Raw genomic sequence first — 26,014 nt, 5'->3', positions numbered from 1 at the left:
TTGTTAGTGATATTATAGCAATAGGTGGCTGGACATGTATGCAGCCCTGCGGGCTCCATACGTGGACTTGAGGTTGTTAGTGATATTATAGCAATAGGTGGCTGGACATGTATGCAGCTCTGCGGGCTCCATACGTGGACTTGAGGTTGTTAGTGATATTATAGCAATAGGTGGCTGGACATGTATGCAGCTCTGCTGATTCCATACTTGGACTCGAGATTGTTTGTGATATTGGCAATAGGGCTACATGATTGAAGCCCTGCGGGCTCCATACATGGGCTGGGGGTTGTTATTAATATTAGAAATAAGGGGGCTGGACATGATTGAAGCCCTGCAGGCTCCATACATGGGCTGGAGGTTGTTATTAATATTAGCAATCAGGGGGGTGAACATGAATGAAGCCCTGCGGGCTCCATACATGTACGAGCTTTTAATATGAATTTTAATACAAAATTAGGCTATCGCAGGCCTTTCATCTTGTTTTCTACTTCGTTACCAATTAATGTTAGTGAAAATAATCCCTCTTTTTCTTCTACAAGGCCTTTTTCCTGGAGTTCTTCCAGTATCTTTCCTGTGGTCAGGGGGATCATCCGGGCACGTTTGGCTATCAATTCCCGATCAAGGGTACCATGGTGGCCCAGGATTCCCATAATCCTGTCGCGTTTATCATTGCTTGAAACAAAACCTATCAATTCATCCATATTATCACATCATGATATTAGTCTGCCACATGGATAAGTTTATTGTATCCAGATACTATAATGGATGCTGGCAGGCTAGCCCGGGTAGTTAGGCGTTACCTATGACCCGAAATCGCCGATATGCGGGGGGCGAAGCCGTTGGAAGATGTTATCAATTACCTCTTCAACCCACGGACTTGACTGAGAAGCTCCGTCCTATGGGGATAACGTTGATATGGAAGCTTTCCTGAAGGCATGTTTCCATGACTTAATTGAGGGTACCGGTCCAGGCCCGGAAGGGAGCAGACTTACCTTGAACAATTATCGCTCATGGGGCAGCGGGGTGGAGGACAGACTGTGGACCATTGGAGGGTATGCGGTGCAACGACCATTCGGCGTGTCTGCCACTCTATTTATCAGAAATATCAATAAGAGAAAAGTCTTAAATATTGAAGATACAATGTAGATGCCGCTTGACGAGATAGCCAAGCCTGGTATGGCGCAGGATTGCTAATCCTGTGGTCATTTTGACCTCGGGGGTTCGAATCCCCCTCTCGTCGTTTATCAAATAAGTAAATTTTCAAGTCTGATTATCATTGACCAGTCGTATGATATTGCCTTTTCCCTTTTTTATCTTGATGATCTTTCCATCTTCTTTCATCTCTGATAGAACAATACTGATCTTTGATTTAGAAAGGCCGCTCAGTTTTACGATTTCTGATTGATGCATCTGTCCACCGGATCTAATGAGGATTTGTTCTATCATTTCTTCATCCTCCAGGACTTCTGTAGCAATTGGACTGAGTATCGGATCTACATCATTCTTTGTACTGGATATAAAAGATTTCTTAAGTTTGAATAATACTACAGATGCAGTAGCAGCCAGAATAACCATTACTAATGCCAGTACCCATATTCCAGTATCGGTTTTTTCGCGTGAGAGTACAAGAGCAGGCTCACCTTTATCAAAACTGCGGGCTAGTGTACCATCCCATATCAATCTGTTCCCATCACGCTCATCAAAGTCCGGAGATACACTCTCTACTTCGTAACCAATCGGGATATTGATAATCAGGACATTATCATAGGAGAGGATCATCCCTTCAGAAAATACATCTCCAATGAAAAACTTATCAGATTCAGTGCGTGAAAAATTAATCCACTCAAAACTGAAACGAACAATTCCAAATGAACCTGATAAAGTATTCAAAGTATCATGAGAAAGATTGAAATTTTCAGCATTCATTGAGCGATCCGAGGATAACTCAGCCAAAATGATTAACCATTCAATCCTTCCCCTGAACTCTTCAATATCATACTGGTATTGTTCTATACTCTCCCCACTTTGAATGTATTCTACCCATTCATCAATTTCATCCTGGTTGGCAAGTGGTAGATATTCTTCCATGGTCCATACAGCATTCCCATTTTCATTAACATCTATGGTGATAACTGATTGGGCTGTAGCTGTATGTATTAACAAAAACAAATAAAGAAAGAACAGTCCCACTCGTTTCATCTATTCACTTCCTAACGGCAATAGATTTAAGATTTACTACTTGCCAATCGAGTGGTCCTGATCTTTCAACTTCCCACACTGTTCTGTTTTTTTTATCGTGATTTTGTTCAGTTTTTGTTGCCATTTTTGCCTTTATCTTCGGTCCCAGTATCTCTTCCGGTCTCTGCATCTCTTCCAGTTTCAGTACCTCTTCCGGTCTCTGTACTTCTTCCAGTTTCAGTACCTCTTCCGGTCTCTGTACTTCTTCCAGTTTCAGTACCTCTTCCGGTCTCTGTACTTCTTCCAGTTTCAGTATCTTTTCCGGTCTCTGTACTTCTTCCAGTTTCAGTATCTTTTCCGGTCTCTGTATCTTTTCCATTCTTCATTTCAGATTGTGCAATCTTGGCATATTCTTTCGCCATTTTCTGGTTAGACTTTGCGTCCATCTGGGCTTGTTGCAGGGCGGCAACATATTCCTCTTTTGATATTTTACCAGATTTGTAATCATCGAGCAGAGCTGCACGCGTGGTTTGTCGTTTGTCTATCTCCTCGTGAAGTAGATTCACTTTTTGGGCCAGATACGCTTGACCTTTATCACCCAACCTAAGCACCTTTCTCTTTTCCATCCGGATCTTAGTATCATCGCCGGCATTCCTGAGAGCACTATCGATGATGCCAAAAATGTGGTGACCGCCACTGTAATCCCCTATCTCATATACATTTACATACCATGTGAATTTCACCTGCGAGCCGTTATGACTTCCATTGACGATTACTTTGTGAGGTGACCCAATACTCTCAAAATCCCACGTATGATCATATGCGTAGGTATTGCCGCTTACTATTCTGTATTCCGTATTTACAACTCCTGTCAAGTTAATAACGGTCCAGCTAATATTTTCCAACGACTCGGCAGTTGTTATGGAATATGTGATTGTCTCGCTAATGGTGTCGTTTATATAAACATAGTCAACAACCTGCGGAGACGAGAAAAGGATTATGTCGTTGTCCCGGTATCGATGCTGTTCCAAAACAGTAACTTTCCAGGTAATTGTATCGCTACCATTGGAATTTATGGCATTAACGCTTACGTTTTTAATCCCAGGATATTCCCAATGAGTAGTGAAGTTATTGTAATTGTTATCCTGAACATCAACATTATCTTTAGACCAGTTCCATGTATCTATGCCCTGATTGGCAGTAACATTGAACTTGATAGTTTCATTTGTATTGATTATTATTATGTTAAGCTCAGCATCATTGGTCTTGTTGTTGTACCATGAAGTTATTTCAGGAATGAAAATTGTTTCCTCTTCCTCTACTGTAACTGTCCAGGTGATAGTATTACTGGTTCCGTTGGTGTTATTTGTGGAATTTATGCTGATGTTATATTCTCCAAGAGAATTCCAGGAAGTACTGAAGTTATCATAATCGTTATCCTGCTCGACATTATCTTTAGACCAGTTCCATGTATCTATGCTCTGGTTGGCAGTGACAATGAACTTGATAGTTTCATTGATGTAAATTGTAAGATCTTGAGCATCATCATTGGTCTTGTTATTGTACCACGTATCTATTACGGGAGAAGAAGCACTAACCGGAATTATCAGCATTGCTATAAAAAGTAATATAACCACAAATTTCATTTAATGTTCACCAGCAAGACTACACGCATGCTATAAATATAAACATGCCGAGAGTTTATTCAAGTTTTTTTGGGTTTTTATTGTTTATTTTAGTTTTATTTTAGTTTTTATTGTTGAAAAGCATTTTTAATCTAAATAATTGGCTGTATAATCCCGCAAATAGAAAAGTGTTGAAAATAGACTATATAATATAGATACTGCCAGGAATTTTTAATGATTATCGATACAGATAAATCTGTTAAATTCAAATAAGCAATAGGTGTTTAGAGATTGCTGATTACTGAACTGGAGCGATTCATCCGGGAAGATTTAGGTGACGATGACACTTCATGTACTATCGTACCTGATGAATGGGTACATGCAAGTATAATCACAAAAGAGAACGGAGTGCTGGCAGGGCTTGAAGAAATCATCCAGATATTTGATTATTTCGCACTTGAAACACATTCCGATTTAAATGACGGGGACACAATAACATCCGGTGATGTAGTCTGCAGCATATGGGGTCATGCAGGTGATGTGCTGCGTTCCGAAAGGCTGGCTCTCAACTTCCTGTGCCGGATGAGCGGGATAGCCACGTTGACAGCCCGGTGCGTGGCAGATGCAGGCAGTGTAAGGCTGGCATGTACCAGGAAGACCACGCCAGGATTTCGCAAGTTCGAGAAAAAGGCGGTAAAGCTTGGCGGTGGGGATACCCACAGGTTCAATCTATCCGATGCTGTGATGATAAAGGATAACCATATCGCCATAATGGGTATTGAAAAAGCTGTTGAACGGGCAAGGGCCGAAGCCAGTTTTACCAAAAAGATCGAAGTTGAAGTATCGGATGCGGGAGAAATGCTATCGGCAGCAAAGGCGGGTGCTGATATCATCATGTTCGATAATATGCAGCCTGAAGAGATCAAGAAGTGCATTGAAGCACTTGAAGATGCGAAATCACGTTATGGCAAAATACTGGAAGCTTCGGGCGGCATTAAGCCTGATAATATCAGGGATTATGCTTCAACTGGAGTTGATGTTATCTCCATGGGTTCGCTCATCCATTCGGCCCGGTGGCTGGACATGAGTATGGGAATTATGTGAGACGCTTCTATTCTCGATTTTTCTGTTAATAATGAAAAGTCTCAAAATTCCATCCCCAACCTTTATTACCAATTAACGTATCTATAATCTCCTCACAACATGCCAGTTTCATAGGCGGGATACGTCCCGCAGGAATGTGGCCCATTCAAGGGCTGAACCGTGAAACCTGGACACTAATTAGGAGATAGCGAAACATGGCAAAATCAATGTATAGTTATATCAGGGATGCCTGGAAGGACCCTGACTCAACGTATGTGCACGAACTTAGATGGCACAGGCTCCAGGAATGGAGACGTGAAGCCTCAGTACAGAGAATAGACAAACCCACAAGACTTGACCGCGCACGCAGCCTGGGCTACAAGGCCAAACAGGGCATAGTCATGGTCAGGGCAGGTATCAGGCGGGGCAGTGCCCGGAAATCACGATATATCAGGGGCCGCCGGACCAAGCGTATGGGCATGAGCAAGATAACTCGCGGCAAGAGTATCCAGCGTATTGCAGAAGAGCGGGCAGCACGTAAATTCCCTAACCTGCAGGTGCTCAACTCATACTGGGTGGGCGAGGACGGTAAGCACAAATGGTACGAGATCATCATGGTGGACCCGGCACATCCGGTCATTCAGAAAGACCCCAGATTGAACTGGCTATGCCAGCCCAACCAGAAAGGACGGGTCTTCAGGGGCAAGACAAGTGCCGGAACAAAGGGCAGAGGCCAGCGCAAACGCGGCAAAGGTACTGAAAAGACCAGGCCCAGTATAAGGTCCCGCGGTAATTTAGGTAAGTGAGGTCTGTGACCCCACATCATTTTTTTCAGGTTTTAATCAAACCTGATTGCCCGATCAACTATTTCTCATAGTGCAATTTATTTTACTTAAAATGAAAATTAGATGCGGGAATGATTCATTATATCCATCTGCGCACAAGTGCACAAGCCACGGAAGACCCGGAAAAGGTACGATCAGCCCTGAAGCTATTTCTCCCTCCTTCTGGACAATCTGCAAAAAAAGATACAACCAGCGTGCATGAGATTGTCACAACAGGGTACCACGGCAACCAAATTATACTGATGGAGGCAGAGCTAAAGCAAAATAAGGACTGCCAGTATGTGGTTGATCGTATAAGGGAATACCTGGGGCCTTCAGGTATTTCCCGGCTTGCAGGCGAACTGGAAAATCGAGTAGATGATGACTGCACCCTGTACATCAGGTTTAATAAGCAGGAAGCATATCTGGGCAAATTGATGACTACCGCAAAATCCGATTCCATCCTTGTACGGATAAAAATAAAAGCCTATCCGGCCAGGCCCGAAAATGCGATACAAATCGCCCGGTCACTTTTAGGCATGGGAGACTGATCATGGGCATAATAAAGAGTTCGAACTTCTATGACCTTAACGTCCATGCACTGCCTGACTATGCAGACTCCCCATCAAGGATGATACTGGAAGCAAAATATATGGGATATTCAGGCATCTGCCTGACCTCGATAAACCCTGCCAATACGTTTCGTGGTACTGACATCACCATGCCAATGCCCGGGGATTTTGAGATATATACCGGAATCGAGATCCAGACGAATAATGTATCCAGACTGAACAAATATATAAACAGGTCAATTAATAAAGTGGATATCATAACTGTCAGCGGGGGGGATGAGGATATAAATCGCGGGGCAGTAGAGGATGGGCGCGTGGACATACTTGCCCATCCTGCATCCCAAGGTAAACCCTTAAACCATGTACTATCTAAAGCAGCTTCAGATAACGGCGTAGCTATTGACTTCAATATAGATGCCGTGATACGGTACAGGGGGGGTAGCAGGGTCAGGATACTCAGTGCTCTCAGGCAGAATGCCAGGCTGGCACGCAAATTTGACGCACCCATGGTCATCACCAGTAATGCCAGGTCACACTATGACCTGCGCGGACCCAGGGAGATGATGGCACTGGGAATGCTAATGGGTATGACCCGGGAAGAAGCATTACATGCACTATCAACGGTACCCGGCTCTATTATTAACAGGAACCGGAATAACAACCGTATTATGGATGGAGTGGAAGTGGTACAATGAAGATCCTGCCCCCTACTTTGAGAGAATCGAACAGGTATCTGGCCATTTCCGTAACATCTGAAGGGGACATACCAAGGCGGGACCTTGTTAATGAAATACTCTTTTGTGCAGCGACACTTCTTGGGGATGCAGGAAGCAGTGAAATGGGGATCCGCCTCCTGTCGTTCGAGGAGAACAAGGGTATAATCCAGTGCAGGATGGACAAGGTATGGGAAACAAGGGCCGTGCTTGCAATCGTGACAACAACAAAGGGGATGCGGACCAGGATAAAGGTACTGGGTGTATCGGGAACCGTTAGGGGAGCGACAGAAAAGTATTTACTAACGCAAGACATAAATGAGCCCGAACCTGAGATAAAAAGAACCCAAACAATAAAAGAATGTAAGATGATCATAGATGTGGGGACTATTTCCGGTGAAGTAGTAAACCGGAATACTAACGAAATTGATTTATTGTCAGAGGACCCACATTCTTTAGAAATACTAAATCGTTCTAATACCAGATATTTTGGTATTACGGTTTTTGACATTAAAGATAAGGAGATTGATGTATAATGCAGATGGCACCTCAAATGGGATATGATAGGGCGATAACGGTTTTCAGTCCAGACGGCAGGTTGTTCCAGGTGGAATATGCCAGAGAAGCAGTCAAACGCGGAACAACGGCAATTGGAGTAAAAGCAGTAGACGGCGTTGTGCTGCTTGTAGACAAACGAATTACAAGTAAATTACTTGAAGCTGAATCTATTGAAAAGATATTCCAGATAGACGATCATATTGGTGCAGCCACATCTGGTCTTGTGGCCGATGCCAGGGCACTGATCGACAGGGCGCGGGTAGAGTCCCAGATCAATAAAGTATCATATGATGAGCCCATTGGCGTGGATGTCCTTGCCAAGAAGATCTGCGATTTCAAGCAGACCTATACCCAGTACGGCGGCGTCAGGCCATTTGGCACGGCATTATTGATCGCCGGTGTGGAAGACTCTGTTGCAAGGCTTTTTGAGACCGACCCCAGTGGTGCCCTGCTTGAATACAAAGCTACCGGAATAGGTGCAGGCCGCTCTGAGGTGATGGAGGTCTTTGAAGAGAAGTATACTGACGACATCAAACTAACAGATGCTATCTTACTGGGTCTGGAAGCTCTTTATAATACAACAGAGGGCAAGTTTGATGCTTCTACCATCGAGGTAGGTGTGGTTGAACTTGAGAATAAGCAGTTCAAGAAACTCAATCCCGAAGAAGTTGCCGATTATGTCAATGTGATACTGGAAGCCCATTCAGAGGAAGAAGAAACCGAAACTGAAGAAGATGCTGAAAGTGAAGAGATGACCGGAGAAGAGACTGGAGAAGAGACCGGGGAAGAATAACCGATCTCAATATAAATTGTTGGTTTGATCATGGTTACACTGGATAATGCCGTAATTGCCAGGCTTAAGAAAGGTGGGAAGCAGTTCGAGGTATATGTAGACCCGGATGCAGCTTTTTCCATGAAAAGGGATGAAGAGATAGACATGGAAAAGGTATTGGCAGTTGAAGACGTTTTTGAAAATGCCAGCAATGGCGACCGTCCTGCAGAAAAGGATATTGATAATACATTCAAGACACAGGATGTATTTGAAATTGCCAGGCAGATCATCATGCATGGTGAGATACACCTGACAACAGAGCAGCGTAAAAAGATACTTGAGGATAAAAAACGCCAGATAATCAGCATGATCGCTGCCAATGCCATTAATCCACAGACCAAGACCCCGCATCCGCCTGCAAGGATAGAACATGCCATGGAAGAGGCGGGTGTGCATATTGATGCCATGAAGAGTGTGGATGATCAGATAAATATCGTGATGAAGGCGATACGTCCCGTAATCCCCATACGTTTTGAAGAGATTAGTATCGCAATAAAGATTGGTATGGATTATGCCCCGAAAGCTTATGGTCCTATATCTAAATTCGGCACACTCACAAAAGAAGAATGGCAAAAGGATGGTTCATGGATTGGCGTGGTCACAATACCTGCGGGTTTGCAGGACGACCTGTTCGGTCTGGTTAATCACCTGACCAAAGGAAACGCAGAGATAAAGATCCTGAAATGAAATTAGAATTATTACAAGATTATCAGGTTGAGGTTATAAAAAATGGATAAGCACATTGTTGTGCCAGGTGATTTTCTTTCTGACAATGTTAAGAAAGCAGGAGACGGCACCTATGTGAGTGAGGGAAAGGTTTATTCAAATCTTTACGGACTTGCAAGTGAAAAGGAGAAGATACGGGTTGTTTCTTTATCAGGGAAATATATTCCGCAGGGCGGGGATTTGATCGTGGGCACTGTGAGCGAGATTACTTTCTCGAACTGGATAATGGATATCAAATCACCATATGAGGGACTGCTTAATGTATCTGAATATCCAAGACGTATTGATTCCTCTGACATGGTTAAATACCTGGATGTTGGTTCATCCGTGCTCGTTATGGTTAAGAATGTTTCACGTTCCATGAAGGTAGAACTAACAATGAGGAACAATAGGTTAAAACCCATAACCAGTGGAAGGATTGTCCTGGTCTCAGCAGTAAAAGTGCCAAGGATGATCGGCAGAAATGGATCCATGATATCTTTGTTGAAAAAGCAGACTAACTGCAACATCGTTGTGGGCCAGAACGGAGTTATCTGGATAACCGGCAAGGACCGTGATATTGATAAGGCTATAGAAGCGATACGGATTATTGAAAATGAAGCTCATATTGATGGACTCACTGATCGGATAAGTGGTTTCCTGAAAGGAAATGTTGAAAAAGAACCCGAAACAGCAAAACCAGAAGTTTCGGAGATTTTGGATGAACTACTGGACTGATTTATTGAGTTGAGAGAGGAAAGAGAGGAATTGTAAATGACAGACAAACCAGAAAAGTTCATAGATGAAAATGGCATTCGTTCTGACGGAAGGCGGGCCAACGAGATAAGAGATGTTAAAATCGAGGTCGGCGTATTGAGTCGGGCTGATGGTTCGTGTTATCTTGAATTCGGTAAAAATAAGGTGATGGCAGCAGTTTACGGTCCAAGGGAAGTACATCCCAGGCACCAGCAGAAATCCAACAGGGCTATTGTAAGGTATAAGTATAATATGGCTTCCTTTTCAGTAGAGGACCGCAAGCGTCCCGGGCCTGACCGACGTAGTATTGAAGTTTCAAAGGTAAGCCGTGAAGCTCTTGAGAACCAGATATTCACTGAATATTTCCCAAAATCTGCAATAGATATTTTTGTTGAGGTCCTGCAGGCAGATGCAGGCACAAGGACGGCAGCCCTTAATGCGGCATCCATTGCTCTGGCAGATGCAGGAATCCCGATGAGGTCACTGGTCTCTGCGTGTGCTGTAGGGAAGGTCGATGATACTCTTGTCCTGGACCTTAACAAGAATGAGGACAATTACGGCCAGGCAGATATGCCTATAGCAATGACACCTGATGGTAAGATCACACTGCTCCAGATGGACGGCCACCTTACTAAAGAGGAGTTCAAGCAGGGCCTGGAAATGGCACAGGAAGGGTGCAGGCAGGTATATGAAATGCAAAGGAAGGCACTGATGGATCATTATTCTAAGAAAACAGAGGTGTTAAGCACTGAGGTCATTGCTGCAGAGGATGTCAAGGAAGATGCACAGGAGGAACCCGAAGATGTCACTCCGGTCGAGGTATTAGAAGATACTGAAGATACCGAAAAAATTGACGATACCAACGAAACCGGAGTTACCAAAGAAACTGACGATACAAGAGAACCCGGAGATACCAAAGCAACTGGAGATACCGAAGAAACTGACGATACAAGAGAACCCGGAGATACCAAAGCAACTGGAGATACTGAAGAAACTGAAGATACCGTCAAGACAGGAGATGTAGAGGAGTTGGAGGATTCCGGCGAAGAGGTTCCTGAGACTGGGAAAAACGCTGATGAGACTTACGGTCAAATGGATGAGAGTGAGGAGGAGACTTCCAATGAATAAAGATATTGTTTCAATTATCCAGAAGGACCAACTGTATAATCTGATGCTTAAGGGTCAGCGTGCAGACGGTCGGGCGTTCGACGAAACCAGGGAGATCAAGATTGAAACCGGTGTAATAGAAAAGGCAGAAGGTTCGGCCCGTGTGGAAATTGGCGATACTAAAATAATTGCCGGTGTAAAGATCAGCCCGGGCACGCCATTCCCTGATACACCTGATGTAGGCGTAATAATTACCAGCCTGGAACTCATACCCCTTGCATCCCCTGAATTCGAATCAGGTCCACCCCGGGAGAAAGCCGTAGAACTTGCCAGGGTGACTGATCGAGGCATCAGGGAATCCGGCGCAATAGATTTAAAGAAGATGTGCATTATTGAGGGCGAAAAGGTCTGGATGATTTTCATTGACATTCATGTGCTGGATGACGGCGGTAATATAATGGATGCTGCTGCACTTGGTTCTATAGCTGCATTGCTTACAGCCACAATCCCTGCAGAGCGTTATGAACTGGGTGAAGATGCACCGCTGCCAATAAGAGATATACCGGTATCTGTAACTGCTGTAGATATAGGCGGCGGAATTGTATTTGACCCATCCCTTGAAGAAGAAAGGGTCGCAAACACCAAGTTAACTGTGATATCCAATCAGGAAGGCGCAATTGCCGGCATGCAGAAGAGCGGCAATGGGTCGTTATCACCGGACCAGATCAACCACATAGTAGAAGTGGCCTGTAAGAAGGCACAGGATATAAGAGAAAAATTCCTGGAGATTTAGGATTATGGCGAAAAAATATACCCGTAAAGGTCACAAGACCAGGTCAGCAGGCAGGTTCGGGGTCCGTTACGGTAGGAAGAACCGGAAATTGGTTGCCGATATTGAAGAACGTATGAGACAGGGATATAAATGCCCCCGGTGCGGTATTATTGCAATCCGCCGTACCGATACTGGTATCTGGAACTGTAAGAAATGTGATTATACCTTTGCAGGCGGTACATATGTACCTAAGACATCTGTAGGGCTTGTTGCAGCAAGGTCTGTCAAGAGGGCAACGGAACCTGATATGGTCTTTGAGGAAATGGAAGATATCACACCTGGGGCCGTTGAAGCTGAAGAGACCGGTGAGGAAGTGGAAACTGAAGTAGATGCTGTATCAGAAGTTGCAACTGATGTTGAAGCAGAAGTTGAAATGGATGCACAAGTAGATACAGTAGTGGATTCTGAAGTGGAAACGGAAATAGTTACTGCAGATACAGATATTGCAGACGATACATTGTAGATAATTCATAGGTGAACTGATATATGGTATATTACTGCACCCGTTGTAAGCGTCTTGTCGAGATCGACTATGAGGCTATGGGTATACGATGTCCTTATTGCGGACACCGCATACTGATAAAACAAAGACCCACCCTGGTGAAACGGGTGGAAGCAGTCTAACGTAAGGTTATTTGCAGGAGGGTATGGGATACTCTCCATTTTTTTTATTTTTTCTTTCCCAGGATTATAATGGGGAGTTTGGTCTGGAAATTAGATCTGAGTTTGTTTTTGAAATGGATGGGGATGTTCAGGTAGTGTACCGGTCCCTCAAGCCTGAGTTGGAAGCTTCTCATCAACGCAGTGCCACTGAATTGGGGATACAGGGTAACTCCCTGGTTCTAAGGATATGTTCATGGGATATGGTATCTATGAGGGCAGCCTTGAACGGATGGCTGCGACTTATAAGGATAGCACTTGAGATGAATGTGACAATAGAAAGTTAGAAGTACTATTGTGGCATGAATGAAATCAAATTGATATATGAAATAGGTGAATTTTAATGAGCGGAGAATTACCACCACAGGTCCAGAACCAACTTGCCCAATTGCAGCAGGTACAGCAACAGGCACAGGCTTTGGCGCAACAAAAAAACCAGTTAGAGATCATGGTTAAAGAGTCAGACATGGCTCTTGGTGAACTTGGAAAAATAGATGCGGATGTAACTGTTTTTAAGAATATTGGCAACTTGATGATAAAAGCCGAGAAAGGCAATGTTGTCGAGGATTTAAAGGAAAAGAAAGAAACCCTTGATCTTAGACTTAAGACAATTGTCAGGCAGGAAGAACGTATCCATAAGAGATTTACACAATTACAGGAACAATTAAAGACGTCTGTGGGTTCACCAGGAATGCATGCTGAATAAATTTCAGCTTTTGTAGGTATCAGACCATGGAAGTCGATGAGTTCGGTTTTTACAACCGGCTCCTGGATTATTCAAATATCCTATTTCTCTGTCACCGGAATGCAGATCCGGATGCAGTAGGAAGTGCTTATACGTTAGCTGAGGCCATAGGGGGAGTGGTTGGTCTGGTGGATGGATGCAACCGTGTTGCCAATATGTTGGTCAATGCACTTGAAATCAATGTGGTTATAAATCCTGATCCTTCAAATTATGATTTTACTGTAGTTGTGGATACAAGTACACAGGCGCAGCTTAACGATACAAAGTTAACAAAATACGCTGTTGTGGACCATCATTCTACATGTTCAATAAAGGATGATGCAGAATTTTATATACACAGGTGTGCAAGTTCTACTGCAGAAATTGTGTTTGAAATAATCAAGAGTATGGATGCTCCTGTCATGAGGAAGTCTGCCATGTCCCTGATTACCGGTATTATTACTGATACTGGTAATTTTAAGTATGCTTCACCCCAGTCATTCAGGACACTGGCGGAGATTATCGAGACCAGTGGAGTGGAATATGGGGAAGTGGTGGATATATTGGCTTCCACGCCCCAGGATATCAGTATGAGGATCGCTGTCCTGAAAGCGGCTATGAGGGCGCAGATCCAGCGGGTAGGTGAACATATCATTGCCATTAGTACTATAAGTTCTTTCGGCGGTACAGCGGCAGGTATATTGACCCATATCGGTGCAGATGTGTCTTTTGTGGGTGCAGAGAAAGATGGTGTTATCAGGATCAGCGGCCGGGCAAGACGCACTGCTATTGAGGATGGTGTGAATATGGGCCAGATCATGCATGATGTTAGTAAGGTTTATGGCGGTACGGGCGGGGGACATGATGGTGCCGCAGGGCTGGATGTGGATGGGGGAGATGTCCAGGAGATACTTAAAAGCTGTCTGGATATGGCTGTAGGGATTCTGCAGCGGCATAAAAACGTGTGAATTTCGCTGCTGTTATTTTTGTTGGCTATACAATATGGCTTTTTCAATTTGAAGTGATTTGTGTGTATAATTCCAGCTGAAATTCAGGATACAATCTAGTTTTATGCCGTATGCTTCAGGTCCCATCTTCAGTTGATTGGGAGAGCTGCCGGCGCTGGCAGGGCTGCAGTATGGGGCGGGCTGCCTGGTGGCTGGACATGAATATGGAAATAATGTAAGACGCCTCCATTCTCTATTTTTCAGATATACATTACCCGATTCTTATTTATATCACGCTTTCATTGATGGATCCATGCAGATCGGCCCCCTGAAACTCCATGGTAACATTCTACTCGCACCCATGGCAGATGTGACCAACCTGCCATTTCGCTTGCTCTGTAAAAAGTACGGTGCTGCACTTGTGTATTCTGAAATGGTCGATGCCGATGGTGTGATATATCATAGCAGGAAGACCATTTCAAGGCTTGCTTCATGTAAGGATGAGCAGCCTTTTGGTATCCAGCTTTCAGGGTCATCTGCCGAAGGGATGAACCGGGCTGCCCGGCTTGTTGAAGCGCAGCACGGTCCTGACCTGATAGATATTAACTTTGGCTGTCCTGCCAGGCATATAGTCAAAAAGGGTTGCGGTGCGGCCCTGATGACTGATCAGCAGTTGATGGCTGATATTATAAAGCAGGTCTCTGATGCTGTAAATGTTCCGGTCACTGCCAAATTAAGAGTGTATGATGATGTTGAGCAGACACTTAAGGTGGTGCGGATGCTGGAAGATGCGGGTGCATGTGCAATAACGGTACATGCCCGGACACGGCACCAGAATTATGCACACAAGGCAGATTGGGATGTGATCGGGGCAGTCAGGAAAGAATTGTCAATTCCGGTGATAGCCAATGGTGATATTGTTGATGAGGTGGCGGCACAGACCGTACTTGAGCAAACCAACTGTGATGGTATTATGATCGGACGGGCTGCTATTGGGAATCCGTATATTTTCAGGCGGATTGGTCATTATCTTGAAACTGGAGAGTTTCTCGGGGTACAGGATGTCAATGAACAGATGGATGATTTTTTTGAATATATGGAACTGGCTGGGAAATATGACAAACTTGATTATGGAGGCATTAAGCTTCATGCCAAGTGGTTCACCAGGGGGATGGAGGGGGGAAGGCTGTTGCGGACTAAGATAAATGCGGCAGAAGATATTGATGAGGTGATTGGGATCATGGGTGGGTTTATCAGGTAGATAACTCAAGCTTGTCCACCCAGAATTGATGTTGGTATGCTCGAAGTAAAATAACGGTCATATAATCCTAAAAAATTTCCTTAGAGTAAGAACCGACCGCACCACCCTAAAAACAATCAAACCACTCCCCTCTTCGTTTACGGGGATGGATATCAACATGGCGAAGAGGGAGCATGTGTCATCGGTTGAGGATTTTTATTGGCTTAATTATAGTGATGGTCATTTGACCTATTGGGAAATGACATCATTCCTATCCAAATCAGCGGAAATACAAACGTTTTTATTAGTGTGCCTAAAATCTTAAGTGTGTATGGCTGATAATTTTGGCTGGTATCTTGATCCGTGGATTGGTTTAATTTCGGGTGGTTGCATGTATCAAATGTAGGGGATAGATTTTTGGTGAATATACTGCCAGACAAGATGGAAAATCGATGGTTAGAGGAGTATTACAGGCTTCGTGACTTAGGTGAGGAGGCATAGATTACTTAGAATTTACATTCCATGCCTAAAGGACAATAAAGGAAGTATTAAAGGAAATAAAGGTAACGTATGAAAAAGAATGAGAGTTTAGGTATCTACTTCAAATCTAAGAGTAATTTAAAAATTATTAGACAGGATTAACGGGATCGACAGGATACCGCAACGTCAACATCCTATAAATTATGTAAATCCTGTCAAAATACCATGCTTTTTGAAGGGGATACGAGTTTAGTTGATAATCGGGAAGGATCAGATAAAAATGGCCAAAAGCAACCATAAAACTCAAGAAGAATCTCTTGAGAAACAATTGTGAAAAGCGGCGGACAAACTCAGAAAGAATATTGACGCTGCCGAATACAAGCATATAGTCATGGGGTTGATCTTTCTCAGGTACATCTCAGATGCTTTTGAGGAATTATACAGTAAATTGCAAAAAGGAGAGGGTGATTATGCCGGAGCTGATCCGGAAGACAGAGATGAATACAAAGCCGAGAATGTCTTTTTTGTTCCTCCAGAGGCCCGCTGGTCATATCTTCAATCAGAAGCCAGACAACCTGAAATCGGTAAGTATGTAGATGACGCCATGGATGCCATCGAAAAGGAGAATCCCTCGCTTAAAGGGGTTCTGCCAAAAGTCTTTGCAAGAGGCAATCTCGACCCGACAAGTCTTGGCGGTTTGATCGATCTGGTTGGCAATATTGTCATTGCAGGTGCGAAAGCCAGAAGTGCTGATGTTCTTGGTCATGTTTTTGAGTATTTCCTTGGCGAGTTTGCTCTTGCGGAAGGAAAGAAGGGGGGGCAGTTCTATACTCCCCAAAGCGTTGTCCAGTTGCTGGTAGAAATGCTTGAACCTTACGAGGGCCGGGTCTTTGACCCATGCTGCGGTTCAGGCGGTATGTTTGTACAATCGGAAAAATTCGTTGCCAAACATCAGGGAAAGCTGGATGATATATCGATTTACGGGCAGGAGAGCAACCAGACCACATGGCGTTTGTGTAAAATGAATCTTGCTATCAGGGGCATTGACAGTTCCCAGGTGAAATGGAATAACGAAGGCTCCTTCTTAAACGATGTTCACAAAGACCTGAAAGCTGATTATGTTATTGCCAATCCTCCGTTCAATGACAGCGACTGGAGTGGAGACCTGTTGCGTAAGGATGGCAGGTGGAAATACGGTGTGCCGCCAGTCGGCAATGCGAATTATGCATGGATACAGCACTTCATTTATCATCTTGCTCCAAGTGGTATTGCCGGATTTGTGCTGGCGAAAGGTTCGCTCACTTCCAAGAGTTCGGGTGAGGGCGTGATCAGGAAGAATTTGGTTGAAGATAGGTTGGTCGATTGTATAGTCAATCTTCCGCCAAAGTTGTTCTTGAACACACAGATCCCAGCCAGCCTATGGTTTTTGAGCAGGAACAAAGCCAATGGAAAATACAGGGACCGCACGGATGAGATTCTTTTTATTGATGCGCGTAATATGGGTCATCTGATAAACCGGCGAACCCTCGAATTTTCAGATGAGGATATAGAGAAGATTGCTGATACTTATCACAACTGGCGCAATCCTGATGGTGATTATGAAGATGTGAAGGGGTTTTGTAATTCCGCTTCAATTGAACGGGTGCGAGAGCTGGATTGTGTGCTGACTCCGGGGCGTTATGTGGGGCTGGCTGTGGAAGAGGATGATTTTGATTTTAATGAGCGGTTTACCAAGCTGAAAGCGGAGTTTGAGGGACAGTTGGTGGAGGAAGAGAAACTGAATCAGAAGATATTGGAGAACCTTGCAAGGGTGAGTTTAAAAGATGAAATGTCGGAGAAAACTAGGTAGAAAACTAGAGACTTTTGAATTTATTCTGATCAAGTAAGATAAATAGATCGTGGCAAAGAAGATCAACCACAGAGAACACAGAGAGCACAGAGCGTTATTGTTTTCTCTGTGCACTCTGTGGTTATAAACCGTTCCAGGAAATAATAAAAAGTCTCGAAAACTAGGTAGAAAACTAGGTAGAAAACTAGGTAGAAAACTAGGTAGAAAACTAGGGAGAAAACTAGGGAGAAAACTAGGGAGAAAACTAGGGAGAAAATTTTGTCTAATTTAAATGAAACACCATATATTACGATGAATGAACTTGCGGAAATTGTGGGAATTTCAAAAAAAGGTGTAGAATGGCAGATGGCAAAACTTAAAAAAGAAGGCAGAATAATACGCATTGGTCCCGACAAAGGCGGATATTGGGAAGTGATGGAATGTGCAGAGGAAAAGTGAAGATAATTACTGGTGATGAATTTAATTATTTGAGGTCACAGATTGTGATGTCCAGTGATAATTTAAATTTGAAGTCGCAATTTGCGACCTTAGAAAAATGGGATTCTTTAAGGTCGCAAAATGCGACACATTTAAAGCACCATTTGAGAACGGACACATAATCCTGATTTTAATTATGGCGTATTTGCCACAATTGGAGGTAGATAAAATGGCAAAGAAAAACAAAGTAATTGAAGTACAAGGCACCGAAATAACCATTTATTCTCATGTAAAAGATGAGTATATCAGTGTTACCGATATTGCTCGGTTCAAAGATCCGAAAAGAACGGACTATATTATTCAAAACTGGATGAAAAACAGAAATACCATTGAGTTTCTTGGCATTTGGGAGCGACTTAATAACCCTGATTTTAAACCCATCGAATTCGATGGGTTTAGAAATCAAGCAGGGTTAAACAGTTTTATATTAACACCTAAGCAATGGATAGAAAAAAGCCAACAAGATGTTGGCCAAATTTCATCACACGCTCTTTTGCAGTCGGAAAAACCAATTGCGAAGCAAGCTGCTGCGCAATTTGAAACAAAAGTTAGGCAACAAGCTGTTGCCCAATTAACACAAATTCCATGGGGATACAATTGAGTGGAGTGGAGGAATCGCAATGAGTAAAAAAGAAGTATTCCATTCCACAGTCGGTCAGTTAGTTGAATTTTTAAAAACCCTACCACAGGATCTACCGGTATTGACCAGCGGTTATGAAAGTGGTTTTGAGAACTTTTACCAACCAAGTATTATTAAGATGAAGCATGAGCCTGAAAATATGTACTATGAGGGTGAATTTCAGGTTGCAGAGGATGGTGATGAAGTAACGTTTGACGCGGTAGTAATCAGGAGGGTGGTTCGGGATGTGTGAGTGGAAAGAAACAAAATTACAAGAGATTGCAGTAATTAATCCTGCTGAACGCTTAACTAAAGGCACTAAAGCTAAGAAGGTAGCTATGGAGTTATTACAACCGTTCACGAAGAAAATCTCAACTTATAGCAGAGAAGAATACAAAGGCGGTGTTAAGTTCAGGAATGGAGATACTCTTGTAGCAAGAATCACTCCAAGCCTTGAGAATGGCAAAACATCTTTTGTCGATTTGCTTGAAGATGATGAGGTTGGTTTTGGTTCAACGGAGTTTATAGTTCTGCGTGAAATAGAAGGTATCAGCGATAAGAATTTTCTTTTTTATCTCGCCTGTTCTCCAGAGTTCAGAGATGTAGCGATTGCTTCAATGACTGGAAGTTCAGGAAGACAAAGAGTACAAACAGATGTTGTAAAGCAACACGAATTTTTTTCCTCCCCTCTCCCCGAACAGCGCGCCATCGCTTCTGTGCTTTCCAGCCTCGACGACAAGATAGACCTGCTCCACCGCCAGAACAAGACGCTGGAAGCCATGGCGGAAACGCTGTTCAGGCAGTGGTTTGTGGAGGAGGCGGAGGAAGGGTGGGGAGCGACAACACTCGAACAACATATTGAAGTATTCCGCGGATTAAGTTACAAAGGAAGTGGCCTTACTGAAAATGGATTTGGCATACCGATGCACAATTTAAATTCTGTATATGAAGGCGGCGGATACAAAATTGAAGGAATTAAATTTTATAGTAGTGAATATAAAAAAAGACATTTAGTATATCCCGGGGACATAATAGTTACCAATACTGAGCAGGGACATGAGTTTAAATTAATCGGATTCCCTGCAATTGTCCCCGATTCATTTGGTGACACAGGGCTATTTAGTCAGCATATTTATAAGCTTGTTTCAAAGAAAAAAACTGATCTTTCGAGAGAATTTATTTATTATCTTTTAATGTCCCATTCTGTAAGAGAACAAATCATTTCTGCGACGAATGGTTCAACTGTAAATATGCTTGCAATTGATGGGCTTCAAAGACCTGAATTCAAGTTGCCACCGAAAAATAAAGTGATTGAGTTTACTGGAATTGTTTCAGCATATTGGAACAAGAGTAATATAAACAATAAACAAATCCACACCCTCAAAAAACTACGGGATACACTATCGCCAAAACTCATGAGCGGTGGAGTCAGAGTAAAATTAGAGCAACAAGAGGCTTGTATATGAACAAAAGAGATATTGTAAAACAACAATCCGACTTCATCCTCTATACCTCAAATGAAGGCAAAGTGAACATAGAGGTATATCTTAAAGATGAAACCATCTGGCTGACACAGAAAGCAATATCGGAGTTGTATGGAGTTCAGCGTCCAGCCATCACCAAGCATTTGAAAAACATCTTTGATTCTGGTGAATTACAGGAAGATACAGTTAGTTCCATTTTGGAACATACTGCCAGCGATGGCAAAAATTATAAAACAAAATTCTACAACCTCAATGTCATCATTGCGGTCGGCTACCGCGTCAACTCCTACCAGGCCACTCAATTCCGCATCTGGGCAACCAAAACCCTGAAAGAATACATCATCAAAGGATTTGTGCTGGATGACGAACGCCTCAAACAGGGAAAACTATTCGGCAAAGACTATTTCGAGGAACTCCTTGAGCGCATTCGGGAGATCCGCGCAAGTGAGCGGCGGTTTTACCAAAAGATCACCGACATCTACGCCCTTGCTGCCGATTATGACAAAAACTCCCCAATAACAAAGGAGTTTTTCGCAACAGTCCAGAACAAGCTTCACTGGGCAATTACCGGAAAAACCGCAGCAGAAATTATTTACGATTCAGCAGATGCAACAAAGATCCACATGGGTCTGACAAACTGGAAACAGGCACCTGACGGGAAAATAATGAAATCAGATGTTTCCATTGCCAAAAATTATCTGGGCGAAGCCCACATCAAGGAACTGAACCAGATCGTCTCCGCATATCTCGATCTGGCGGAAAACCGGGCACAACGACAGATTCTTATGAAAATGCAGGACTGGGGTCAATTTCTCCATGGTTTCCTGGAATTATCCAGTTACCCAATATTACAGGATAAAGGTAAAGGTAAAGTTAGCGCACTGGAAGCGAAGCTGAAAGCCGGGCAGGAATACGAAGAATATCGTGTAACACAGGATACAAATTACATTTCCGATTTTGACAAAGAGGTGTGGCGCATTAGGGAGGGTAAGGATGACTACAAATAAAAAATTGCCCGACAATCAAATTACCGTAAGTAAAAAACTACAAATACGAAACAGCACTGTGGAATTTCTGATTTTTACAAAACAGAACAATAAAAATACTATAGAGGTTCGCATTGAAGATGAAACTGTATGGCTTACTCAAAAGCTGATGAGCGTTTTGTTTGAAAAAGGTCGTAGTACTATAACAGAGCATTTACAAAACATCTTCGAAACCGGCGAATTAAAAGAGAGTTCAGTATGTCGGGATTTCCGACATACTGACGGAGATAGAAAAGAATATAATACTAAATTCTACAATCTCGATGCCATTATTGCCATTGGATTTCGGGTCAATTCAGGACGTGCAACCCAATTCCGTCAATGGGCAATCAATATCTTACGAGATTTTGCTATTCGCGGTTATGTTCTTGATAATGAACGGTTGAAAAACGGTTCTTTTTTCAATGAGGAATATTTCGACCATTTGCTCGCTGAAATCCGGGAAATCCGGGCAAGTGAGCGTCGTTTTTATCAGAAAATAACCGACATATATGCCACTGCTGTTGATTATAATGTTGAGAGTGAAATTACAAAAACATTCTTTGCGACAGTACAGAATAAATTACATTTTGCCACTCATGGGAACACTGCCGCTGAACTGATAATGGAGCGGGCAAACAGTAATAATGAACACATGGGTTTAACTACATGGAAAAATGCGCCTCATGGAAAAATCATAAAACCAGATGTATCTATTGCCAAGAATTATCTCTCTAAAAAAGAGATTAAAGCATTGGACCGTATTACTACAATGTACCTTGATTATGCAGAAGACCAGGCAGAACAAAATATTCCAATGACAATGGAAGATTGGTCTAAAAAGATGAATGTGTTTTTAAAATTCAATAATCGTGAACTATTAGATAATCCAGGCAAAGTGACACGAGAGATAGCATAAGCATTCGCTGAAAGTGAATTTGAGAAGTACCGCATAGTGCAAGACCGATTATTCGAATCCGATTTTGATAAAATGATAAAAAAATTGGAAGATAACAGCGAAGGAAAAGTGTAATGACTACAAATAAAAAAATGCCCGACAATCAAATTACCGTTTATCAAGCTCCTGATGGAAAAATAAACATTGAGGTGCTATATGCAAATGAAAATATCTGGCTTCCGCAAAAGCGAATGGCAGAGTTATTCGGATGCAGCGTAGGCAATATCTCATTGCACCTAAAAAAAATATATGATGAGAATGAACTTGATGAATCGGCAACTATTGAGGATTACTCGACAGTTCAGATTGAAGGTAATCGCGAAGTTACTCGTACTATAAGGTGTTATTCGCTTGAAGCAATTATCGCGGTTGGGTATAGGGTTAACTCAGAACGTGGTACACAGTTCCGACAATGGGCGATTTCAATTCTCCAGCAATATATTCACAAAGGATTTGCAATGGACAGCGACCGTTTCAAGTATGGTTCACGTTTCAGCGCACGATATTTCGATGACTTACTCGAAGAAATCCGGGATATCCGTTCCAGTGAACGGATGTTGTATCAAAAAATTACCGATATTTACGCCACTTCTATTGACTATTCGCCAAAAGCACAAGACACAAAACAGTTCTTTGCGACAGTACAGAACAAACTCCACTTTGCCATTACCGGACAGACCGCTGCAGAAATAGTGGCCGAACGAGCCAGGAGCGACAAACCAAATATGGGATTGACATCGTGGCGAAAAGCACCTGAAGGTAAAATCATGCCCAGTGATGTTGCCACAGCAAAAAACTATCTGGATAAAACAGAACTTGATCATTTGAACCGTATAGTCACGATGTATCTTGACTATGCGGAATTACAGGCGGTTCGTAATAAGCCAATGTACATGAAAAACTGGATTGAAAAACTGAATGCATTCCTGAAGTTCAGTGAATATGAAATACTCACCAATGCCGGACATATCAGTCATAAAGTAGCTCTGGCTCTGGCAAGCAAAGAATACGAAACATTCAAAAAAATTCAGGATGAGAATTACATTTCCGATTTTGACAAAGAAGTATGGCGCCTTAGGGAGGGTAAACATGACTACAAATAAGATCACCGAATCCGCAATAGAGGAATTAGCAATCGAACTCCTCGAAAAACAGGGATATTAGTACATCTACGCTCCCGACATTGCCCCTGATGGAGAGAAACCTGAAAGAGACTCTTTTGAAGATGTTTTATTATTAGAACGCCTGAAAAATGCGGTTGGCAGGATCAACCCAACTATTCCAGCCGGTGCCAGGGAAGACGCCATCAAGCAGATACAGCGCCTTAATTCGCCTGAACTCATCGCCAATAACGAAGCATTTCACAGGATGCTTATCGAAGGAATAAAGGTAAGTTATCAAAAGGACGGAGCTGACAGGGGTGACATCGTCTGGCTGGTTGATTTTGACAATCCCGAAAACAACGAATTCCTTGTTACAAATCAATTTACTGTCATTGAAAATAATATAAACAAGCGTCCTGATGTGATTATTTTTGTGAACGGTCTGCCCCTGGTGGTTATAGAACTTAAGAACCCTGCCGATGAAAACGCAACAATAAATTCTGCTTTCAGGCAGATCCAGACCTACAAACAGGCAATACCCGGTCTTTTTACGTACAACTGTTTCATCCTCATCTCAGACGGCCTGGAGGCAAAGGCAGGGACACTCTCTTCTGAATTCAGCCGCTTTATGGCATGGAAATCCTCAGACGGTAAAACCGAGGCATCACATCTGGTCGGGCAACTGGAAACCTTGATCAAAGGAATGTTTAATACGGAAACATTGCCAGACCTAATACGCCACTTCATCGTATTTGAAAAGTCCAAAAAAGAAGACCGAAAAAGCGGCATCATCACCATACAAACGGTGAAGAAACTGGCTGCCTATCATCAATATTATGCAGTGAACAGAGCGGTAGAATCTACACTAAGAGCGGCAGGATATCGGCATCCATCTGTGAATTATGATGCAGACGCCTTACCAGGTGGCATAATGACAGATGGTATAATAACAGGCGGTACAATGGAACCGCCAGAAAATTATGGCCTGGCAGGTGTAAAACAACAACCAGTTGGAGACCGTAAAGGCGGTGTGGTCTGGCATACGCAGGGAAGCGGAAAATCATTGTCCATGGTATTTTTCACTGGTAAGATTGTTCTCGTCCTGGACAATCCAACCATACTGGTCATCACAGACAGAAACGACCTTGATGACCAATTATTCGATACATTCGCAGCATGTAAACAGCTTCTTCGTCAGGACCCGATCCAGGCGCAAAATCGCAACCACATAAAAGAACTGTTAAAGGTTGCATCCGGAGGCGTGGTCTTTACCACTATCCAGAAATTCCAGCCAGAAAAAGGCAATGTCTATGAACAACTTTCAAATCGGAAAAACATCATCGTAATTGCAGATGAGGCACACAGAACACAATACGGTTTCAAAGCAAAAACCATTGATGAAAAAGATGAGCATGGAAACATAACTGGTAAAAAGATTGTGTATGGATGAGACCGTCACATTACATGTTGGTATTATCAAACTAACCGCAGACGAACGCCGATAAACGCGGATACGCTACCTGAAAATCTGTGTTCATCTGTGTTTATCTGTGGTTTAATTAAATTCACCAACACGAATTGTAACGGTCTCGTATGGATTTGCGAAATATATGCGCGACGCTCTTCCAAATGCAACATATCTTGGATTTACCGGCACACCAATTGAAAAAACTGATGTGAACACACCAGTGGTTTTTGGGAATTATGTTGATATTTATGACATCTCACAGGCAGTTGAGGATGGGGCAACAGTAAAAATCTATTATGAGAGCAGATTGGCAAAAATCGCTCTTAGCGAGAAAGGCAAAAAATTAGTAGCAGAACTGGACAGGGAACTGGAAAAAGAAGACCTCGCAGAAACCCAAAAGGCCAAGGCAAAATGGACACAACTTGAAGCTTTGATTGGAAGCGAAGCCCGAATTAGACAGGTTCCAGAGGACATAGTAACCCATTTCGGGCAACGCCAGGAAGTGATAAAAGGCAAGGGAATGATCGTGGCAATGTCAAGACGAATTGCCGCTGATCTGTATGATGAGATCATTAAAATAAGACCTAAGTGGCACAGCGATGATCTGAAAAAGGGTGTTATCAAAGTAGTAATGACATCTGCATCTTCTGATGGACCAAAGATTGCCAAGCACCATACAACAAAAGAACACAGACGTGTTTTGGCAGAAAGGATGAAGGACTCGGAAGATGAATTGCAACTTGTCATCGTCCGAGATATGTGGCTTACGGGTTTTGATGTTCCTCCCCTGCACACCATCTACATCGATAAGGCCATGAGAGGTCACACCCTCATGCAGGCAATTGCACGAGTAAACAGGGTTTACAAAGACAAACCGACCGATCTTATTGTAGATTACCTTGGAATTGCATCAGACCTGAAAGAAGCGCTGTCATTTTATTCTGATAGTGGGGGAAAAGGTGATCCTGCAATTCTGCAAGAGCAAGCGGTTGTGTTGATGCTGGAAAAACTTGAAATTGTTTCTCAAATGTATCATGGTTTCCTCTATAACATGACTTTCGGGCAAATCAAATATTCTGCCAAGTTAAACTTAACCACTCCACAATCCGACTACCCGGCATTGAATATACTAAGTATGTATATTCCTACATATAAATACTTGTGGATCATTGAATTGAAAAGAACATAAAGATAA

27 protein-coding genes, 1 tRNA gene, 1 other RNA gene and 3 pseudogenes are annotated in these 26,014 nt (G+C 42.9%); 29 read left to right on the top strand and 3 right to left on the bottom strand.

Annotated elements, in window-relative coordinates; all coding sequences use genetic code 11:
* The first annotated feature begins 247 nt into the window (after window positions 1-247).
* Complete coding sequence (locus tag HF974_07570) at window positions 248-439, top strand: hypothetical protein (protein ID MBC2698180.1); 192 nt, start codon at window positions 248-250, stop codon at window positions 437-439.
* 19 nt (window positions 440-458) lie between these two features.
* Here the strand turns inward: HF974_07570 and HF974_07565 are convergent, their stop codons facing one another.
* A complete protein-coding gene (locus HF974_07565; protein ID MBC2698179.1) occupies window positions 459-701 on the bottom strand; it encodes a transcriptional regulator in 243 nt (80 codons plus the stop codon).
* Window positions 702-769: 68 nt separating this feature from the next.
* On the opposite strand from HF974_07565, the gene ffs reads away from it, so the two are divergent.
* Window positions 770-1,087, top strand: an RNA gene (ffs, locus tag HF974_07560) — signal recognition particle sRNA.
* Between the two features lie 68 nt (window positions 1,088-1,155).
* Window positions 1,156-1,240 (top strand) — tRNA-Ser (locus HF974_07555).
* Between the two features lie 20 nt (window positions 1,241-1,260).
* Here the strand turns inward: HF974_07555 and HF974_07550 are convergent.
* Together HF974_07550 and HF974_07545 are read right to left on the bottom strand one after the other, a co-directional pair.
* Complete coding sequence (locus tag HF974_07550) at window positions 1,261-2,199, bottom strand: hypothetical protein (protein ID MBC2698178.1); 939 nt, start codon at window positions 2,197-2,199, stop codon at window positions 1,261-1,263.
* Between the two features lie 107 nt (window positions 2,200-2,306).
* The gene (locus HF974_07545) at window positions 2,307-3,824 is read right to left on the bottom strand and encodes a hypothetical protein (protein ID MBC2698177.1); all 1,518 of its coding nucleotides are present in this window, start codon (window positions 3,822-3,824) and stop codon (window positions 2,307-2,309) included.
* 270 nt (window positions 3,825-4,094) lie between these two features.
* Here HF974_07545 and nadC point away from each other — a divergent pair, with 270 nt between their 5' ends.
* From nadC to HF974_07415, 26 genes and pseudogenes are all read left to right on the top strand, one after another.
* Complete coding sequence (gene nadC / locus HF974_07540; GenBank protein ID MBC2698176.1) at window positions 4,095-4,907, top strand: carboxylating nicotinate-nucleotide diphosphorylase; 813 nt, start codon at window positions 4,095-4,097, stop codon at window positions 4,905-4,907.
* A 194-nt stretch (window positions 4,908-5,101) separates the two neighbouring features.
* Complete coding sequence (locus HF974_07535) at window positions 5,102-5,692, top strand: 50S ribosomal protein L15e (protein MBC2698175.1); 591 nt, start codon at window positions 5,102-5,104, stop codon at window positions 5,690-5,692.
* A 110-nt stretch (window positions 5,693-5,802) separates the two neighbouring features.
* Window positions 5,803-6,261 carry a hypothetical protein gene (locus tag HF974_07530; protein ID MBC2698174.1) on the top strand — a complete coding sequence of 153 codons (459 nt, stop codon included), beginning with the start codon at window positions 5,803-5,805 and terminating at the stop codon, window positions 6,259-6,261.
* Window positions 6,262-6,263: 2 nt separating this feature from the next.
* On the top strand, window positions 6,264-6,977 hold the full coding sequence (locus HF974_07525; protein ID MBC2698173.1) for a ribonuclease P protein component 3: 714 nt from the start codon (window positions 6,264-6,266) through the stop codon (window positions 6,975-6,977).
* Complete coding sequence (locus HF974_07520; GenBank protein ID MBC2698172.1) at window positions 6,974-7,531, top strand: RNase P; 558 nt, start codon at window positions 6,974-6,976, stop codon at window positions 7,529-7,531. The genes HF974_07525 and HF974_07520 overlap by 4 nt, the downstream gene beginning before the upstream one ends.
* Window positions 7,531-8,346: an archaeal proteasome endopeptidase complex subunit alpha gene (gene psmA / locus HF974_07515; protein ID MBC2698171.1), complete on the top strand. Its 816-nt coding sequence runs from the start codon at window positions 7,531-7,533 to the stop codon at window positions 8,344-8,346. Before HF974_07520 ends, psmA begins: the two co-directional genes overlap by 1 nt.
* Window positions 8,347-8,376: 30 nt before the next feature.
* The gene (locus tag HF974_07510; GenBank protein ID MBC2698170.1) at window positions 8,377-9,072 is read left to right on the top strand and encodes a ribosome assembly factor SBDS; all 696 of its coding nucleotides are present in this window, start codon (window positions 8,377-8,379) and stop codon (window positions 9,070-9,072) included.
* 42 nt (window positions 9,073-9,114) lie between these two features.
* On the top strand, window positions 9,115-9,828 hold the full coding sequence (locus HF974_07505) for an RNA-binding protein (GenBank protein MBC2698169.1): 714 nt from the start codon (window positions 9,115-9,117) through the stop codon (window positions 9,826-9,828).
* Window positions 9,829-9,864: 36 nt separating this feature from the next.
* Window positions 9,865-10,974: an exosome complex exonuclease Rrp41 gene (locus tag HF974_07500; GenBank protein ID MBC2698168.1), complete on the top strand. Its 1,110-nt coding sequence runs from the start codon at window positions 9,865-9,867 to the stop codon at window positions 10,972-10,974.
* The gene (locus HF974_07495) at window positions 10,967-11,746 is read left to right on the top strand and encodes an exosome complex protein Rrp42 (GenBank protein ID MBC2698167.1); all 780 of its coding nucleotides are present in this window, start codon (window positions 10,967-10,969) and stop codon (window positions 11,744-11,746) included. Before HF974_07500 ends, HF974_07495 begins: the two co-directional genes overlap by 8 nt.
* 4 nt (window positions 11,747-11,750) lie before the next feature.
* On the top strand, window positions 11,751-12,248 hold the full coding sequence (locus tag HF974_07490; GenBank protein MBC2698166.1) for a 50S ribosomal protein L37ae: 498 nt from the start codon (window positions 11,751-11,753) through the stop codon (window positions 12,246-12,248).
* Window positions 12,249-12,271: 23 nt separating this feature from the next.
* Entirely contained in the window at window positions 12,272-12,409 is a 138-nt protein-coding gene (locus tag HF974_07485) for a DNA-directed RNA polymerase subunit P (GenBank protein MBC2698165.1), read from the top strand.
* Between the two features lie 23 nt (window positions 12,410-12,432).
* Entirely contained in the window at window positions 12,433-12,732 is a 300-nt protein-coding gene (locus tag HF974_07480) for a hypothetical protein (protein ID MBC2698164.1), read from the top strand.
* 56 nt (window positions 12,733-12,788) lie between these two features.
* A complete protein-coding gene (locus HF974_07475) occupies window positions 12,789-13,151 on the top strand; it encodes a prefoldin subunit beta (protein ID MBC2698163.1) in 363 nt (120 codons plus the stop codon).
* A 26-nt stretch (window positions 13,152-13,177) separates the two neighbouring features.
* Window positions 13,178-14,137, top strand: coding sequence for a bifunctional oligoribonuclease/PAP phosphatase NrnA (locus HF974_07470; protein MBC2698162.1), 960 nt, complete (start codon window positions 13,178-13,180; stop codon window positions 14,135-14,137).
* A gap of 292 nt (window positions 14,138-14,429) precedes the next feature.
* Window positions 14,430-15,377 (top strand): tRNA dihydrouridine synthase DusB, encoded by a 948-nt coding sequence (gene dusB / locus HF974_07465; GenBank protein MBC2698161.1) that lies wholly within the window; start codon window positions 14,430-14,432, stop codon window positions 15,375-15,377.
* Window positions 15,378-16,116: 739 nt separating this feature from the next.
* Window positions 16,117-17,685, top strand: a pseudogene (locus HF974_07460) (SAM-dependent DNA methyltransferase).
* 258 nt (window positions 17,686-17,943) lie between these two features.
* Window positions 17,944-18,123 carry a winged helix-turn-helix transcriptional regulator gene (locus tag HF974_07455; protein MBC2698160.1) on the top strand — a complete coding sequence of 60 codons (180 nt, stop codon included), beginning with the start codon at window positions 17,944-17,946 and terminating at the stop codon, window positions 18,121-18,123.
* Between the two features lie 208 nt (window positions 18,124-18,331).
* Entirely contained in the window at window positions 18,332-18,763 is a 432-nt protein-coding gene (locus HF974_07450) for a KilA-N domain-containing protein (protein ID MBC2698159.1), read from the top strand.
* Between the two features lie 19 nt (window positions 18,764-18,782).
* Complete coding sequence (locus HF974_07445; protein MBC2698158.1) at window positions 18,783-19,034, top strand: hypothetical protein; 252 nt, start codon at window positions 18,783-18,785, stop codon at window positions 19,032-19,034.
* The gene (locus tag HF974_07440) at window positions 19,027-20,247 is read left to right on the top strand and encodes a restriction endonuclease subunit S (protein ID MBC2698157.1); all 1,221 of its coding nucleotides are present in this window, start codon (window positions 19,027-19,029) and stop codon (window positions 20,245-20,247) included. Before HF974_07445 ends, HF974_07440 begins: the two co-directional genes overlap by 8 nt.
* Window positions 20,244-21,272 carry a virulence RhuM family protein gene (locus tag HF974_07435; protein MBC2698156.1) on the top strand — a complete coding sequence of 343 codons (1,029 nt, stop codon included), beginning with the start codon at window positions 20,244-20,246 and terminating at the stop codon, window positions 21,270-21,272. The genes HF974_07440 and HF974_07435 overlap by 4 nt, the downstream gene beginning before the upstream one ends.
* Window positions 21,259-22,209 carry a virulence RhuM family protein gene (locus HF974_07430; protein MBC2698155.1) on the top strand — a complete coding sequence of 317 codons (951 nt, stop codon included), beginning with the start codon at window positions 21,259-21,261 and terminating at the stop codon, window positions 22,207-22,209. The genes HF974_07435 and HF974_07430 overlap by 14 nt, the downstream gene beginning before the upstream one ends.
* 113 nt (window positions 22,210-22,322) lie before the next feature.
* Window positions 22,323-23,351, top strand: coding sequence for a virulence RhuM family protein (locus HF974_07425; protein MBC2698154.1), 1,029 nt, complete (start codon window positions 22,323-22,325; stop codon window positions 23,349-23,351).
* A pseudogene (locus HF974_07420) lies at window positions 23,338-24,798 on the top strand (type I restriction endonuclease subunit R). Before HF974_07425 ends, HF974_07420 begins: the two are co-directional and overlap by 14 nt.
* 145 nt (window positions 24,799-24,943) lie before the next feature.
* Window positions 24,944-25,861 (top strand): annotated as a pseudogene (locus tag HF974_07415) (type I restriction endonuclease subunit R).
* Window positions 25,862-26,014 lie beyond the last annotated feature (153 nt).

The sequence above is a fragment of the ANME-2 cluster archaeon genome (assembly GCA_014237145.1).
In the GTDB taxonomy this organism is placed as follows: Archaea; Halobacteriota; Methanosarcinia; order Methanosarcinales; family Methanocomedenaceae; genus Methanocomedens_A.
This window is presented reverse-complemented; position numbering and strand designations above follow the sequence as displayed.